General features: G+C 43.9%; 10 protein-coding genes and 1 pseudogene. 8 read left to right on the top strand and 3 right to left on the bottom strand.

Translation table 11 applies throughout. From position 1 onward, the window contains the following. Positions 1–84: 84 nt before the first annotated feature. Positions 85–2,493 carry a DNA polymerase III subunit gamma/tau gene (gene dnaX, locus ACE3JL_RS09900; protein ID WP_375329379.1) on the top strand — a complete coding sequence of 803 codons (2,409 nt, stop codon included), beginning with the start codon at positions 85–87 and terminating at the stop codon, positions 2,491–2,493. Positions 2,494–2,580: 87 nt separating this feature from the next. Further along, positions 2,581–2,904, top strand: coding sequence for a Grx4 family monothiol glutaredoxin (gene grxD / locus ACE3JL_RS09895; RefSeq protein WP_271991102.1), 324 nt, complete (start codon positions 2,581–2,583; stop codon positions 2,902–2,904). A gap of 268 nt (positions 2,905–3,172) precedes the next feature. Here the strand turns inward: grxD and ACE3JL_RS09890 are convergent, their stop codons facing one another. Then, entirely contained in the window at positions 3,173–4,732 is a 1,560-nt protein-coding gene (locus tag ACE3JL_RS09890) for a hypothetical protein (RefSeq protein ID WP_375329378.1), read from the bottom strand. Between the two features lie 538 nt (positions 4,733–5,270). Between ACE3JL_RS09890 and ACE3JL_RS09885 the strand changes: the two genes are divergently transcribed. Next, positions 5,271–5,762 carry a hypothetical protein gene (locus ACE3JL_RS09885; protein ID WP_271991106.1) on the top strand — a complete coding sequence of 164 codons (492 nt, stop codon included), beginning with the start codon at positions 5,271–5,273 and terminating at the stop codon, positions 5,760–5,762. A gap of 322 nt (positions 5,763–6,084) precedes the next feature. Here ACE3JL_RS09885 and ACE3JL_RS09880 read toward each other — a convergent pair whose 3' ends face one another. Together ACE3JL_RS09880 and ACE3JL_RS09875 are read right to left on the bottom strand one after the other, a co-directional pair. Next, positions 6,085–7,077, bottom strand: a complete 993-nt coding sequence (locus tag ACE3JL_RS09880) for an HMA2 domain-containing protein (RefSeq protein ID WP_271991108.1) — start codon at positions 7,075–7,077, stop codon at positions 6,085–6,087. Positions 7,078–7,213: 136 nt separating this feature from the next. After that, on the bottom strand, positions 7,214–7,363 hold the full coding sequence (locus ACE3JL_RS09875) for a hypothetical protein (RefSeq protein ID WP_185240042.1): 150 nt from the start codon (positions 7,361–7,363) through the stop codon (positions 7,214–7,216). A 164-nt stretch (positions 7,364–7,527) separates the two neighbouring features. Between ACE3JL_RS09875 and ACE3JL_RS09870 the strand changes: the two are divergent. The 5 genes and pseudogenes from ACE3JL_RS09870 to ripB form a co-directional block, all read left to right on the top strand. Beyond that, positions 7,528–7,638, top strand: a pseudogene (locus ACE3JL_RS09870) (transposase); the annotation flags it as partial. A gap of 113 nt (positions 7,639–7,751) precedes the next feature. Then, on the top strand, positions 7,752–9,131 hold the full coding sequence (locus tag ACE3JL_RS09865) for an MFS transporter (RefSeq protein WP_375329377.1): 1,380 nt from the start codon (positions 7,752–7,754) through the stop codon (positions 9,129–9,131). Between the two features lie 223 nt (positions 9,132–9,354). Next, on the top strand, positions 9,355–15,033 hold the full coding sequence (locus ACE3JL_RS09860) for a phospholipase effector Tle1 domain-containing protein (protein ID WP_375329376.1): 5,679 nt from the start codon (positions 9,355–9,357) through the stop codon (positions 15,031–15,033). A gap of 75 nt (positions 15,034–15,108) precedes the next feature. Next, a complete protein-coding gene (gene ripC, locus ACE3JL_RS09855; protein ID WP_375329375.1) occupies positions 15,109–15,948 on the top strand; it encodes an itaconate degradation C-C-lyase RipC in 840 nt (279 codons plus the stop codon). 289 nt (positions 15,949–16,237) lie between these two features. Further along, positions 16,238–16,765: a (R)-specific enoyl-CoA hydratase RipB/Ich gene (gene ripB, locus ACE3JL_RS09850; protein WP_375329374.1), complete on the top strand. Its 528-nt coding sequence runs from the start codon at positions 16,238–16,240 to the stop codon at positions 16,763–16,765. Positions 16,766–16,956: the final 191 nt, after the last annotated feature.

Genomic DNA, 16,956 nt, shown 5'->3' with positions numbered 1-16,956 from the left:
AGCATACACTTGTTCTCGTGCCGAAAAAGAATCGGCATAGGATAATAGTAGTCTCTAGGGTGGGGAAAAAGTTTTCAGCCAGTCATGACCTACGAACCTCTACATCATAAGTATCGTCCCCAAACCTTTGCCGATTTGGTGGGACAATCAGCGATCGCCACTACCCTGAGTAATGCCTTAATCAGTGAGCGAATCGCTCCTGCATACCTATTTACTGGACCCAGAGGCACGGGGAAAACCTCCTCGGCGCGAATTTTAGCCAAATCCCTCAACTGTCTGTCTAGTGACCATCCGACACCGATTCCCTGCGGGAAGTGTTCTGTCTGTCAAGCGATCGCCAATGGTTCCGCTTTAGACGTGATCGAAATTGATGCCGCTAGTAATACCGGTGTGGATAACATTCGGGAAATTATCGAGCGATCGCAATTTGCCCCCGTCCAATGTCGTTATAAAGTCTATGTCATCGATGAATGCCTGACTGGGGATAGCCTTGTTTTCACCGAAACGGGATTAATCCCCATTAATCATCCTGAGATTCTCGGAAAACGAGTTCTCAGTTACAACGAGAGCAGCGGAGAGTGGGAATATAAAAAAGTCCTGCGATGGCTAAACCGAGGCGCAAAAGCAACTTTAACCATTCAAACCAGAAATCGGACGATTAATTGCACTGGTAATCATTTGATTAGAACAGAAAAAGCATGGATACAAGCAAAAAATCTCAAAATCGGCGATCAGATTCTATCCCCTGTCAATGTGGCTGCGGTGCAATACAGGCCTAGTATCATAAAATCCCCTCAATGGCTGACAAATTTCGAGGAAGTGATAGGGATTCAAGAAGGTGACACAGAAAGCGTCTATGACCTAGAAGTGGAGGACAATCATAATTTTGTTGCCAATGGGTTATTAGTTCATAACTGCCATATGCTCAGTACGGCGGCCTTTAATGCTTTGCTGAAAACTCTAGAAGAACCGCCAGATCGAGTGATTTTCGTGCTTGCTACCACTGATCCTCAGCGTGTCTTGCCTACCATCATCTCCCGTTGTCAACGCTTTGATTATCGCCGTATTGCTCTCGATGCGATGGTGGTACACCTGCAAAAAATCGCCCAAATAGAAGCGATCGATATTAACCTAGAAGCATTAACCCTTGTGGCTCAGATCGCTAACGGTGGTTTACGCGATGCCGAAAGTCTTCTTGATCAATTAAGTTTACTCGCAGGAACGATTACGGCCGAGCGAGTCTGGGATTTGGTCGGTGCAGTCCCCGAAAGAGACCTCTTAACCCTGCTTAAAGTCATTCATGGCAATATTCCCGATCAAGTTATCGAACAATGTCGCCATCTGATGAATCGCGGGAAGGAACCTTTAATCGTCTTGCAAAATCTAGCGGGGTTCTATTTAAACCTACTTTTAGCCAAAACCGCCCCTAATCGTCCAGAAATGGTGGCTGTCACTGCTCCCACTTGGCAGGAATTATGTACGGAAGCGCGTACTTGGTCTTTAGAGGAAATTCTCCGCGGTCAACAACTGCTCAAAGACAGCGAAACACAACTAAAAAACACCACTCAACCCCGTCTCTGGTTAGAAGTTACTCTATTAGGACTGTTACCGCAAGCACAGGTGATTCCGCTAGTTGCCACGGTAGCGCCTTCCCGTCCCCAAACCAGCGCCGAGAGGCCCCCGGAAGTGATCACAGTGCCGGCGCCGGTTAATGAACCGATCAAACCAGCAGTTATCACCCCGACAACTAGCGTCGCAGTGCCGCAAACTGAGGTTAAAACTGTTACCAGTGATGACAATCACGAACAAATTTGGCAGCAGGTTTTAGAAGTAATGGAACCCCCCACTACTCGCACTCTCCTACGTCAGCACGGTAGTCTTTTTAGCATGGAAGAATCGAGCGCTTATTTAAGTATATCTTCGGAACAATTATTAAAAATGGCCCGGCTACGATTGACTAATATTGAGTCAGCTTTCGAGGCAGCTTTTCAGCGCCGGATTAAAGTTCATTTACAGGTAGGTTCCGCTACTGCTGCCATAACTGCGGAAGTTTCCCAATCCCCAGCAGCTAAGATACTACCACCACCTGAAACCGCAGCAACCCCACCAATAACCCCCGAAAATAAAGTTGTGACTGTGGTGAATATTCCCCCGGTCAAAGAAGCAATTATCGAGAAAAAAGAAGCAAAAATCACCGCGTCAGGAAACCCCAAAACTCCTAGTACAGAACTACCTCAAAAAATCTTAAATTTTGATTCATCTTTAGAGACATTAGATCAAGATGTCGATGTTAGCGAAATTTTGGCAGCCGCTCAAAAGTTAGCAAAATCTTTTGATGGTGAACTGGTCAATATGGGTTATTCGCTGCCAGAAAATTCGGCCGCAGAAACTAAAGTTAATAAGTCTCTGGAAAATATGACTATCGTGCGCGGGAGACCTGATGTTAACGAAATTTTAGATAGTTTGGAGGAGGACGAAGACCTTCCTTTTTAAGGCTATCCCAACGGCTTGTGCTAAACTAATAGAATATGCCATCTCTCAGGATTGGCTATTCTTGCTCAAATTCTAGCTACTAGACCTATGACACCCGAAACTAAGGCCAGAATCGATCAATTAATCCAGAATAACAAAGTTCTTGTGTTCATGAAGGGCAATAAATTAATGCCTCAGTGTGGTTTCTCCAATAACGTCATACAAATTCTCAATATTCTGGGGGTTTCCTATGAAACTGTCGATATTCTGGAAGATGGGGAGTTAAGACAAGGAGTTAAGGAGTATTCCAATTGGCCGACTATTCCCCAAGTCTATATCAACGGTGAATTTATTGGCGGTTCCGACATTATGATCGAACTCTATCAAAATGGGGAACTACAACAAATAGTCGAGTTAGCCTTAGCTTCCTAAAAATTTTCTAGGTTAGGTTAGCTATCCTCACCTAGTTTAAACCTAGCAATCAGTAATCAGTAATCAGTAATCGGTGAAAAGAAAAGGGGAATTTTCTACTTAATACGGTCCACATCTTTATTAAAAGTGTCTAGCTTTCGAGCAACACTTTTAATACTATCTTTAATTTCCCTAAGGAAAGATTCGAGGGAATAGATAAGGGTTTCTGCTGTCATTGTGGTTAACCCCTATCAATCGAGCGATAATGTAATTATCGATAAAAGTCCTCTTACTTCTCCACTTCATTTTTCTCGGTAACTCTCTCCTCATCTTCCAATTTCTCACTAATTTCTGGCAGTTTTAGTAATAGTCCGGCGAATAACCAATAGTAAACAGAAACTGGCTCGACGGAGAGAGGATAATAGTAGGGATTGTAGCTAATAAAAAACAGGAAAATCCAGATACACAGACCCCAGTGCTTTAAATCAGCATTTTTTACTTTTAAATAGGCTTTAAATGTGAGAATACAGAGAATTGTCACCAGTGCCATAAAAGCGATAAAACCGACGATACCGGTTTCGTAGAGGAGTTTAGCGTAGTAGGTTTCAATTAGTCTTATCTCTTCTTCTCCCGCTACATGACGAGCGCCACTGGTGGCTGTGCCTAAACCAAAACCGAAAAGCTGTATATGGTTGAAGATCCACTGCATTTGATTGACTACAAAGTCAATTGGAGAGGAGTATTGCCAGCGACCGATAAAATTTAGTCCTCTTTCCTGAATAAAGGGAATTAACGTCACCCCGAGCAGGGAAATCATTCCCAAGATTCCCAATTTTAATGGTAACTTTTGTTTACTTTTACTAGTAGCAATAACCAGAACTAAGTAAAACAAAGGTACTAGCAAAAAAGGCAATCTTTGTCCAGAAACCAGAGTCGCAAGGAAGACTAACACCATTGCTATCCAACCAGCGATGCGCCATCTTTTTTGCGGATCACTAAAACTGGCTGCGTAACTGATGACGCTACTAGATACTAAAAACCAACCCCATTGCCAAGGATCAGAAAATGTGCCAGGGAGACGAATTAAGCCTTGATCGGGATTATACAACACCGAACCGCCGACAAAACATTGAGCTTTCAAGGTAGCTTTTTTGGTAATATCTGGATAAAATCGGCCGTCGGACTTCGGGGCAAAAACTTCGAGTTGATTGAGGAATTCATTATCGGGACAGATACCCTGTAGAAGTAATAAGTATTGAACGAGAGCTAAACCGCAACAGACTAAGATCATCACGATTAAAAGCCGATTAACTGCGAATAAATCCCGTTTTTGCTCGATTAAATAGTAGCCACAGAGAACTAGGGGAATATAACTGAGGAGGGTTTTTAATCCCACAATTCCCACAGCAGTGGCTCCTTCGGGCAGATTGACAAACAGAAAAGTTATCAAGCTGCTGACAAGTAAAATTAAAGCCGTGATGAAAAAAGACTTGATTTGGGGGTATAATTGCTTAAAAGTTTTGGTTTTAATTAAAATTGCCGCTAAAGCTGGGAAATAAAAGGCATCCTTGGCGATTTTGTAGAGAGCATAGGATGGCTCTTCAGCAATTAGGTTGCCCTTTACTTGAAAAACTCTCGCCACAGCAAAAGCGACGGTACTACTTAGGGGAAGATAGATGATTAGGGCTAATAATCCCAGACGGGGATGGATAAAAGAAGCCACCATGGCGGGAACTGCCAAAATTCCTAATAAAGCGGCTTTTTTGTCAAACACAATCCCCAAAACTAAACTAATTAGTAGAGTGGCGGTCACTAATATAGTTAGTAACAAGGAGTTCCTCTCTTTCATGCCGTGCAGCCTGAACAGGTTTAGCAGTAAGTGTAGCGGATTTTGGTCTAGATTCCCATTCTCCATAGCGGAGGTGGGGAGCTTTTCAGTGATCAGTCATACCAGGTCCCGTGGGCGGCTTTTGACTGCCACCACTGATTTTTGAGCGCTAGTGATACTAAATCTGGTTATTAAAAACTGATTATTTATTCCCCTTTGCCTTTTGCCGTTCGGACTTCGGCGTGAGCTTTTGTCGAACGCTGAGCTCACGGCCGAAGCCTCTCCTCATAACTAGCCTGTACTCAACGGATTTAGTATGACAGCTAGTAAGTAGTCGTGCAAAATTAATTTCCTAGTAAAGATAGGCAAAAGGCAAGAGGCAAAAGGCAAGAGGGGGTTAGATATGTGTAATTAATTTTGCTTAGGTACTTAGATGTGAAGCAATGGAATCTCAACCTAAGAGGGGGGCAAGTGCTGATAATTCGTCGCGTTTCAATCGACGGAGAACTCAACTCTTGCTATACTTGTTCAAAATTTCATTTATCTTGATCTTGACTCCGTGGCCGAAAATCCTTCTTTTCAAGACCTTTATCAAGCTGGAATCAGTGCCTTTGAGCGTGGACAATATCGCCTTAGTATCCAGCAATTAAATGCGGCTTTAGACTTAATTTCCTTAGGATCTCGAGCAGGGGGTGAGATTCAAATTTGGTTGATTTCTGCCCATCAGGGGTTAGGAGAGGGGGAGAAAGCTAGTGAAATCTGTAGGCAACTTATTACCCATCCTATCTATCAAATTCGCGAACAGGCCAAGCGTTTACTTTATATTATCGAAGCTCCCCGTCTCAAACGCCCAGATGAGTGGATGACGAAGATTCCCGATTTAGATAAACTTCCCGATAGCGCACCGCAATTTAAAAAGGGGACAAATAAACAGAAAAAAGAAGAATCCCCCCCACCCATGCAGTTGGAGCAGCATAAAAACACTGTTTTTAGCGGACTGGCGATCGCTATTATTTTATTGATGCTCTGGTTTTTGGCTAAAAATAGCTAAATTATACTGAATCCACTAAAAAATGATTATTTATTCTCCCCTTTGCCTTTTTCCTCCCCTGATGTGTAGCCTATACTCAAGCAATTTAGTGTTAGTACCAATCCTTCTTGAATAATGGGGGTCTGCTGAATAAATCTAAAAACCTTTCAGGAGTTGCCTGTGTCAGATGAATAGAGGAACCGCCCTATTTATTTGGATTATTATTTATTCTTAATTCTTCTGACCACCGACTCCGTTCGGACTTCGGCGTGAGCTTTTGTGGAACGCTAAGTTCACGGCCGAAGCCTAACCCTAACAACAATTTTTGATTTTTAGAAGAGGTCTAATTTACTGATCCTGACTGGGCAATGGCTTGAAAAAGTCCCTGTTGAAATGTTGCCTCTGAGAGGGTGGGTGCATAGCTAATCACCACTGAAGCAGCATCTGGATTGATTTGGATTTCTTGCACGCCAGCTAGGGACTGAAGGCGCTGGCGCAGCCGCTCGGCGTAGGACAGATCTTGACGCAGGCGAGGAATCCGCAGCCGTACCCGCCCCGCAATAGCATGGATGATTTCGGTATCTGTGGGAAGGCTTGCAGTCCATTGAATTTTCTGGCGTACCTTGGGCGAGATACAGAAGCCTTCTTGGGCTTCTAGATAACTAAGCAGGTCGATCAAGTCATTGTGTACGGCGATTAGGCGATCGCATCCTTCTAGCTCCTCAACCCGCTCGGCGCTGTCTATGACCTGGATCGTTTTGATGACATTCTGATACATAGGGCGATCTTTTTGGATGTCGTCCCTCAGATCCGCGGCAAATTGATAGAGGGAGATAGCTTCCAACTCAGGGTAGATCGATTCAGCTTGCCCAAAGACTTTCACGAATGTCTGCCCCAGAGATCTCTGCTCTGAGAAGGAAAAATAGAAAGCGTCTCCAACAAAGTCCTCGCGGTTGGCAAAAGTCCTGATAATTTTGCTAATCAGTTCGATCGCTTTCTTGTCCCTAGTGTAGGGACCGTATCGATAGACGTACCAGTACCAGCCAAAGAATTTCACCAGGACATAGAGTAGTTCTAAGGCTTCGGGAGAACCGATTTCATCGGCTTCAGGATATTCCCGTTTAAAAAATTCCAACTCTTGCTGATTGAGGATGCCGTCAAGTCGGACTTGCAATTCGTGAGCGGCGAACAGGAAGGGATTAATATACAGAGCGGCAATCTGATTTCGTTTCTGCGTCTTTTCCTCCTCTTGTTGCTCGCTCCAAGTCCAAACTGTCCAGATGGCTGTGGCAGTTGCCGAAAGTACCGATAAGATGATGCCCAGTGTTGCTTCCATGTTCCACTATTCCAATATTTATTAGTTTGGAGATTACATTCTCAGTTGCAAACTTGCCTACTTAGCTCCATAGGCAGTCTTCCCCTGAGATAGATGTCAGTATTTATATTAATAAGGTTTGTCAAGAGCCGCCAGATTATCTACGGCAAATGGCTGATTGGCGATCAATGGGATCGGCAAAAGGCGCACTACAGTTAGCCCATTTAACAAAATCAATGTCAAAAATGACAATAGCGGCGAATATTGTGCCGGCTCCCGCAGCAAAGGCGATTACAGCCATTATCATCTGATTTTTCTTCACTCTAGCTCCTTAATTGGGCTAATTCAAGTCTGAATTGCATCACTGTCTGATTTGCTTTCGTAGAATACCTGATTCGGGGTAGGATAGTCAAGACATTTTCGAGGACGATTGTCAATAGACCTCTTGTAAAAATCAAAAATCTTCCGTTAGTCGAGGGAATCAAAAATAAACTTAAACTAATAAAACGGAGAGGCTATAGCTTGAGAAACTTTCAGAATTTTTGGGTTAGAAGTATGTTGTCTTGGCATCTTGTATGTTGATATAGCATAGACAGTAACGAGTATCCAAAAATTTTAATCTTAAATTAAATCAGCCTTAAACTCAATTTAAAGCTAACCAGCTATTAAAACTATAGTTTTAATAGCTCTATCCTATGAAAAGCCTACAAAGTTATATCGATGAAACTCCTCCTCGTCCCCTAAGTTTGGTGCAATGGCGCATCTGGATTTTGGCGGCTACCGGCAAGTTTTTTGAAGGCATGGTCATCTTTCTAACTGGAGTTGCTATTCCCTTAATTGAGCAAGATTTTAACTTAGCATCAGCCCTAAAAGGTTCAGTTGCTGCCGCAACGCTTTTGGGGATTTTGGTGGGGGCTTCTCTATTCGGAAATTTAGCGGATCGCCTAGGACGAAAGTTAGTTTTCGTGTCTGAAATGGCAATTTTTACTGTTTTTGTCAGTTTAACAGCGATCGCTTGGAATGTTCCCTCTCTGATTTTCTTTTTATTTTGCGTTGGGGTTGCTCTTGGGGCAGACTATCCCACAGCCCATCTGATTATTTCTGAGTCAATTCCTAGTAGTTTTAGGGGCAGAATGGTATTAGGAGCTTTTGCTTTTCAATCAATTGGCTCCCTAGGCGGAGTTTTAATCGGATTACTGGTACTGGGGATTAACCCTGAAGTAGGGGCTTGGCATTGGATGTACGCCAGTTTAGTTATTCCTGGAATTATTGTTTTTTTATTGAGAACAGGAATCCCAGAAAGCGCCCATTGGTTAATATCTCACAATCGCCAAGAGGATGCTCAACGCTCTGCTAAAGTTTTACTGCAACGCCCAGTTGAGCTTGCGGACTTAGTAGAGAGAATCGGCCAGCAACGCAAGCAAAAATACAAGCTTTTGTTTTCCCCTCGCTATCTCAGAGCAACTATATTAGCGGCTGTTCCTTGGTTTTTACAGGATCTAGCCACCTACGGCATTGGTATTTTTACCCCAACAATTTTAGCAACCCTATTTACCAAAACTCAGCCTAATTTTATTTTCAAAGATATGGTAGCAGCGGAAGGTTCTGGAGCAATTGATCTGTTCTTACTGATTGGATTTCTTGCGTCGATTCTTTTGATTGATAAAGTCGGACGGATTCCCTTACAAATTGTAGGCTTTATTGGCTGTGGCTTAGGCTTAGGAATCGCTTCCCTAGCGGCAGAAACTATTCCAGAAGGTCATCAATTAAAAGTATTTCTGATATTTGGCGGCTTTATCATCTTTAATTTTATGACAAATCTCGGCCCCAATGCCATGACCTATGTTTTAGCAGGGGAGGTTTTTCCCGTACAAATTCGCGGTTTAGGTGCTGGTTTTGCCGCCTCTTTTGCTAAAATTGGAGCGGTTACTACTGCTTTTTTCTTTCCGATTCTCAGGGAACAAATTGGTACGTCTAACCTTTTACATGGTTTAGTTATCACTTCTCTTTTTGGGGCTTTGGTTACTTTTATCTTTCGCATTGAACCCAATGGCAAAAGTTTGGAAAATGTTTAGGACAATGACCACAATGATGAGAAACTATCACCTTCCATTCTGAAGATGAGTCGGAGTGACGATACCTCGACTTAGTTCAACTATCTGAACGATTACGACTTATATTAACCACTGACCGCAAAAAGTTCTTGACTATTACAGTCCCCATGAGGTATTTTCTAGTCAGCGCAGTGCCAGCGGAGTTCAAACTTAAACTAGCCATTAGTTACGGAGATAAGTGACCATGAGTCAAGCGGAAAATACTACGAGTGCCAAGAAGGGTGCTATCGAATCTGTCCTAGCATTTGATGGTATAGACGATTATGTGCAGTTACCCGCAGTCAACACGGACTATTCCCAAGGATTTACCGTAGAAGCTTGGGTGCAGTACAAAAGTTTTCGCCGTTCGTGGTCACGAATTATTGATTTCGGCAATGGACAGGGAAACAAGAACATTGTCCTGGGAAATGTGGGAACATCTAGCACCTTGGGACTCCATCTGTATTGTAATAATGGAACCCACACCATAGAAGCCCCAAATACCTTAGAAATTGATAAGTGGATTCATGTAGCCGCTACCATTGATAAATCAGGGATGGCCAAACTGTATAAAAATGGTCAATTAATCCAAAGTAAACAAATAAGCCTTCCAGACAACCTGAACCGAACCTTAAACTATATAGGTAAGAGTAACTGGGCTAATGATGGTTACTTTGAAGGTCAAATAGCAGAAGTGAGGGTGTGGAATATTGCCCGACCAGAATCAGAACTTAAAGAAAATATGTCCCAGCGATTAAAGGGAAATGAAACCGGATTAGTGGGATATTGGCCCCTCAATGAAGGTTCAGAAAATATCGCTAAAGATAAGACAAGTAATGGCAATAATGGCACAATTAATGGCGCTACTTGGGGGAAATCTGAACTACCCATAACTAGCACGAAAGAGTCTGAAATAGGGAAAAAACCTGATGTGATCACTGGAGGTAATCTTCCCACTAAATACGGAATTGCAGATACAAGGACTAATTTTTATCTTGTAGATACCAACAAACCCATTAATGGCAATGGTGAAATAACTGGGTGGAATATTTGGGCAGAAAACACATCACCTGTACAACTGATCATTTATAGGAACGAAGCCAATACCTGGTCAGTTGTGGGAAAAAGCGAGGTAAAAACCCCTGTGATTGGTTTAAACGAATTTTCCCTTACTACACCGATTAAAGTCAACCAAGGTGACTTTGTGGGAATATATTATCCCCAAGCAGGTTCTATCAGTTATGATAAGAATACTGCTCCTCTTGGTAACTTAAGCGGAAAAGTTTTGTTTACCTCATCTGGTGCTACTGCTACAGCATTTTCCGATTCAGTTGATCGTATTTATTCCTTAAGTGTCAAGGGAAATTTTGGAGAAATTCCTATAAAGATTGAAAAGACAGAAACAGCTAACTATGGAGTAATTGGTGTTGGCACAAATAATCTCCTGTGTAGCCGAGATACTTTAACCAGTGACTGGAAAGAGATACCTAATAGTGGTCAGATTATTAGTATTGCTGTCATGCCAGATGGCAAAATAGTCGGTGTTGGAACCAATAAAAGCCTCTACACCCGAGATACTTTGACCAGTGACTGGAAGGGAGTACCTAATAGTGCTCAGGTTATTAGTATTGCCATCATGCCAGATGGCAAAATAGTCGGCGTTGGAACCAATAATATTCTCTACACCCGAGATACTTTAACCAGTGACTGGAAACAGATTCCTAATAGTGGTGCGTTTGTTAGTGTCGCCGTCATGCCAGATGGCAAAATAGTCGGCGTTGGAACCAATAAAAGCCTCTACACCCGAGATAGCTTGATCAGTGACTGGAAGGAAGTACCTAATAGTGGTGCGGTTATTAGTGTCACCGTCATGCCGGATGGGAAGTTAGTTGGAGTTGGGGCGAATAATCGCCTCTATAGCCGAGATAGCTTGACCAGTGAATGGAAGGAGATTCCGAATAGTGGTTCAGTTATAGCAGCGACTTGTTCAGTTGCACCTAAATTTACAACCCCTGAACCAGTTAATAGCGACTATGGAGTAATTGGTGTTGGGACAAATAATCTCCTGTGTAGCCGAGATACTTTAACCAGTGAATGGAAGGAGATACCTAATAGTGGTCCTGTTATTAGTGTCGCCCTCGTTCCAGATGGCAGAATAGTGGGCGTTGGAACCAATAATAATCTCTACACCCGAGACACTTTAACCAGTGACTGGAAGCAGATTCCTAATAGTGGTGCGGTTATTGATGTCGCCGTCATGCCGGATGACAAAATAGTCGGCATTGGAACCAATAAAAACCTCTACACCCAATATAACTTGATCAGTGACTGGTATGGAGTACCTAATAGTGGTTTGGTTAGTAGTGTCACCGTCATGCCGGATGGGAAGTTAGTTGGAGTTGGGGCGAATAATAATCGCCTCTATAGCCGAGATAGCTTGACCAGTGACTGGAAGGAAGTACCTAATAATGGTTCGGTTCTCGATATTACCGTCATGCCGGATGGCAAAATAGTTGGCGTTGGCGTAGATAATCGTCTCTATAGCCGAGACACCTTGACCAGTGACTGGAAGCCGATCCCGAATAGTGGTTCAGTTATAGCAGTGACTTGTTCAGTTCCACCCAAATCTACAACCCCTGAACCAGTTACTAGCGACTCTGTCCTAGCATTTGATGGCCGAGGAAATTATATCGAAGTTCCTTATGCTGAGCAACTGAATCCAGAACAATTTACCTTATCCTGTTGGGCTAAAGTTGAGGGTAGCCAAGGGCAGTGGCGATCGCCAGTTACCTCCAGAACGACCACTCCTATAGGAGGATATAAGCTATATGCAGGAGAGAACAATAAATGGCAGTTTTGGACGGGAGATGGGAGCAAGTGGGTAGTTTTAACTGGTTCAGATGTAGTTCTCAATACCTGGACTCATGTAGCAGCTACATACGATGGCAGCACAATGAAACTCTACATCAATGGCGAACTGATAGGTACTCCAGTTGCTTCAAAGCTCAAGCTTAATACAAACCGTCCCTTACGCATCGGTGCTGGAAAAACCGAAGGCAATCCGGGCTATTTCTTTAATGGGCAAATAGCAGAAGTGCAACTGTGGAACCGAGTCCGTTCTCCAGAAGAAATCAAACAATCCATGAATCAGCGACTCAAGGGAGATGAAACAGGATTAGTTGGTTATTGGCCCCTCAATGAAGGTTCAGAAAATATCGCCAAAGATAAGACAAGTAATGGCAGTAATGGTACAGTCAATGGTGCTACTTGGAGGAAATCTGAACGACCCATACCATATGGAGTAATTGGTGTTGGGACAAATAATCTCCTGTGTGGCCGAGATGCTTTAACCAGTAACTGGAAGGAGATTCCTAATAGTGGTCCGGTTATTAGTGTCGCCCTCATGCCAGATGGCAAAATAGTCGGTGTTGGAACCAATAATACTCTCTACACCCGAGATACTTTGACCAGTGAATGGAAGCAGATTCCTAATAGTGGTCCGGTTATTGGTGTCGCCGTCATGCCAGATGGCAAAATAGTCGGTGTTGGAACCAATAATACTCTCTACACCCGAGATACTTTGACCAGTGAATGGAAGCAAATTCCTAATAGTGGTTCAGTTATTGGTGTCACCGTCATGCCGGATGGGAAGTTAGTTGGAATTGGGATGAATAATCGTCTCTATAGCCGAGATAGCTTGACCAGTGGCTGGAAGTATGTATCTAACAATGGTTCGGTTCTCAGTATTACCGTCATGCCGGATGGCAAAATAGTTGGAGTTGGCGGAGATAATCGTCTCTATATCCGAGACACCTTGACCAGTAAATGGAATCCGATCCCGAATAGTGGTTCAGTTATAGCAGTGACTTGTTCAGTTCCACCTAAAGCTACAACCCCTCTTGAGGAAACCAAGCCAATTGAGCAAGCCAAGCCCACTGAGGAAACCAAGCCAATTGAGCAAACTAAGCCCACTGAGCCAATCGGCCCAACCGGGCCAACGGATCAAGTATCTAAACCGATAAAATTAGGTCCGACAGGTGGTTCAATCTCAGGCACAGATTTTCAAATTCTTCCTAAAGATACTGCTCCACAATCACGATTGAAAAAGGTATTTGTGAATGCAGGTTGGGCAATTGACGCACTTCAGGTTGAATACGAAAATCCCGCTTCTATTCCGGGAGAAACCTATCTTTCAGACCTAGTTGGTGGTCGCGGCGGTACAAAAGAAGAATTTTCCACACCAGTAGGGGATTATCTCACGAAAATAAGCGGCACTTGGGGAATGTCAGCACCGGGACGTCCCAAGCAAGAAATTGTCACCATCCAATTTGAAACCAAGAAGGGAGTTAAATCACCCGTTTTTGGGGGAAAGCATGGAAAACAAGAAGTTGAACCTTTCGTCTTAGAAGCACCAGAAGGTCAGGAGATTATCGGCTTTTTTGGCTCTTATGGGGGAGGGCAAAATTTGTTAGTAAGTTTGGGGATTTATTGCCAAACTGTTACAACTTTGGCAAAACTGGAACCATCTAATCCTCAAACTCCATCAAACAATGAAGCAGTTAATGCCAAGGAACAATCATCTAGTATCAAACCCGCAACATTGACCCCATCGGAACCATCTAATCCTCAAACTCCATCAAATAATGAAGCAGTTACTGCCGAGGAACAATCATCTAGTATCAAACCCGAAACATTGACCCCATCGGAACCATCTAATCCTCAAACCTCAGAATCAACTCAAGATAAGAATATGTCTGAAACATTATCTAAGCCTGACACCACCGAGCCGACTAAACCCTCTAATACAACTAAGAAAAAACGTTTGGTTGTTTGTTGTGATGGTACTTGGAATGAATTAGCAACTTCCTATCCTACAAATGTCGTCAAATTTGCCCGCTTAGTTAAATACATTGCCAGTGATCAAACCCCACAAATAGTCCATTATATATCAGGATGTGGCACAGCAGAAGACGCTGATTTAATCGAGCGTTTAGGTGGGGGTGCTTTTGGCTGGGGAATTGACAGAATTATTCAAGATGCCTATCGCTTTTTGTGTATGAATTATGACGTAGAAGCTGAAGACGAAATTTACCTAGTTGGCTTTAGTCGCGGAGCCTATACAGTTCGTTGTTTAGCAGGTATGATCTATAACTGTGGTTTATTGAGCCGTTCCAAGATCCGGGAATTGCCTAAAGCTTATGAGCTTTATCGAAATTCTAAAATTAAGCCAAATGATCCAGAAGCTCAAAAATTCCGGGAAGATAACTCCAAAAAGATAGATAGCGAAAAAGATTATTTACAAGGTCGTGTACCGATTAAAATGTTAGGGTGCTGGGATACGGTGGGAGCATTAGGTGTTCCTGATCTAACACCTTGGCTACCCTTGGCTAAACTCTGGAATCGGAAGTATGAATTTTTCGATGCTAGACTAAGTCCGATCGTGGAAAATGCCTTTCATGCAGTTGCCATTGATGAGAAACGCAGGGGTTTTCCCTCGTCCGGCATGGAGAGAAGTGACAAAAATCCTGAACAAGTAGTCAAAGAGGTTTTCTTTGCTGGTGAACATGGCTGTATTGGTGGAGGAACTGAAGAATATCGGGGGCTGTCTGATTTTACTTTACAATGGATGATCCACGAGGCTAAAAAGTTGGGATTGGAGTTTGATTCAACTGAAAATTATAGGGAGGAATTCCAGATTAAACCAGAGCCAACTACTAAATTTGATAATAGCGTGACTGGTGTTTATGCCTTAGCAGGTGAAGGATGGCGACCGATAGAATCTTCAAAAGTTGCCGTTCATTATAGTGTAGTCGAACGACTTAAGGCTGATCCCAATTATCGTCCTCGAAATCTAGATCCCCTGCTTAATAATTTGCTGCCCTAATTTAGGCATTTTCAAATTTGGCAACCCTCAAGTTTTGAGGTACACTTCACATTGACGCAAAACAAGGATCTGGTAATGTTACATCAATCGCAGAAATCGCTTCTAGCCCTAAAAAGCTGGCTGTTCACACCCGCGACCAAGTCAGACCGATTCTCCCGTGCTGCGGAGGTGAAGGCCGATGCCCTGATTATTGATCTTGAAGACGCAGTGGCCTCCACCGCCAAGGAGGAGGCCCGCACAGCAGCGCTGCGCTATCTTGCGGAGATATCCTCGGATCACCTCCCCTGTGCCCTCCGCATCAATTCTCCCGACACAAGGTTTGGACTCGACGACCTTCAGGCTCTCTTGCTTTCACCCGCCGAACCCGACTATTTGATTCTACCGAAATGCGACTCCTCCGCACTCATCAGCCTGGTGGGAAACCTGTTGCGAGAGGCCAATAAATCGACGCAGGTGATTGCGCTGATTGAGAGTACCAAGGCGATAGGGGCCTTGGCCGAGATGGTTAGCGGCCAAATCAGGCCGGCCGCCTTTATCTTCGGTGCTGCGGATATGGCTGCGGACCTCGGTGCAGAAACCGCTTGGGAGCCACTACTGTGGGTGAGATCATCCCTGATCCATGCGGCTGCATCCGCTGGGATTGCCGCTTTCGACTCCCCCTATTTTGATATTGCGGATTCGGAAGGTCTTAAGCAGGAGACAAAAGCATCAGTAAACTTGGGATTTCACGGCAAATGTGCAATCCACCCGGTACAAATTGCCACCATCAATGAGGTCTTGACCCCAACAGCACAACAAATAGCCAAAGCACAACAGATCCTCACCGTCAACCGTCAAGGAGTTGGTGCAGCGATTCTCATTTTAAGGTTTCATGACATTAAAACCCTTGCACCTAGAGGGGTTAATAATTCTTAACGAATCTCTAGATCGCTGAAACAACGCAAAATCGTTTCAAAATGAGAATTGCTGGAGTTGGTGCTGTGGAGGGACAAATGGTGGATGAAGCGGTTGCCCGTAAAGCAAGGCTTGTTCTGGAACGAGCCGGTAAGTAGTCATGCAAAATAAATTTCCCAGTGAAGATAGGCAAGAGGCAATAGGCAAGAGGCAAAAGCTTCATCGAAGTGTGTAATTAATTTTGCTTAGGTACTTATTGCAGCTGAGGAATAGTTTTGTTAATCTAAGGTGTCCAGAAACGGGGAAAAAAATGGAAAATATACTGTCAGCGTACCGAGAAATTGGGCCAAATCGCTATCGTGAGACAAACGGTCTTTACTACGAAGATTTTCAAGTCGGTGATGTGTTCGAGCACCGTCCCGGTAGGACGATTACAGATGTGGACAACATCTGGATGACCTTGCTGACGATGAATATACAACCAGTTCATTTTGATGCTGCCTACGCCGGTCAAACAGAGTGGAAGAAGATGCTGGTGGATAGCACTTTCACGCTTGCTCTTCTCACCGGTATGAGCGTTAGGACCGTCAGCGCTAAAGTTGTGGCCAATCTGGGTTGGAATAACGTCAAAGCGACACATCCGGTCTTTGCTGGGGACACACTCTATGCAGAATCCACTGTGCTGTCCAAGCGTGAGTCAAAGAGTCGGCCGACCCAGGGAATTGTCACCGTTTCAACGCGAGGCGTGAACCAGGACGGTGTAGAAGTGATGAGCTTCGAGCGGACGATGCTGATTTACAAATGCGGTCACTCACCGGAAGCCGCAGCAAATTATTGAGTAGTTAAGACTTCTTCGGGAGAAAAATGATGGCTTACGAGAACCAATATCAGGCCAAGCTTACGGACAGTCACACTGCTATGGAGCAGATTAGTAGTGGCAGCATTGTTGGTATCGGTCAGGCGGCTTGCCAACCACCGGCGCTGATGGAAGCACTAGCGGCTAGGGCAGAAGCCGGGCAGCAATTCTCA

The organism is Microcystis sp. BLCC-F210, from assembly GCF_042134685.1.
GTDB lineage: Bacteria > Cyanobacteriota > Cyanobacteriia > Cyanobacteriales > Microcystaceae > Microcystis > Microcystis aeruginosa_D.
This window is presented reverse-complemented; position numbering and strand designations above follow the sequence as displayed.